Annotated in this window: 1 protein-coding gene; it reads left to right on the top strand. The window is 66.3% G+C overall.

The window, feature by feature from the left end:
- Positions 1-415, top strand: a 415-nt coding sequence (locus tag GTW58_RS13380; protein ID WP_168023592.1) for an AarF/UbiB family protein, incomplete at both ends; no start/stop codon positions are given.

Genomic DNA, 415 nt, shown 5'->3' with positions numbered 1-415 from the left:
CGGCGCCGAGGTCGTGGTCAAGATCCGGCGGCCGAACATCGTCGACGAGGTGAACCGGGATCTGGAGATCCTGCGTGAGCTCGCCGTCCTGCTCACCAGGTACTGGCCGGGAGTCCAGTACCAGGACCTCATCGGGCTGGTCGACGAGTTCGCGGCCTCCATGCGTGACGAGATGGACTACCTCACGGAGGCCCGCAACACGGAGCGCATGCGGGAGATCTTCGGTGCCCACCCCTCCGTGATCGTCCCGGAGGTGTTCTGGGAGGCGACGTCCACGCGCATCCTGACCACCGAGCGCATGACCGGGCTCAAGATCAGCGACATCGCAGCGCTCGACGACGCCGGACTCGACCGCCACGAGGTGGCCGTCACCGCCACGGACGCGTTGTGCAAGATGATCTTCGAGGACGGGTTC

Source organism: Kocuria subflava (genome assembly GCF_012163155.1).
Lineage (GTDB): Bacteria > Actinomycetota > Actinomycetes > Actinomycetales > Micrococcaceae > Kocuria > Kocuria subflava.
The sequence above is the reverse complement of the archived record's forward strand: the minus strand, read 5'-3'. Positions and strand labels throughout refer to the sequence as shown.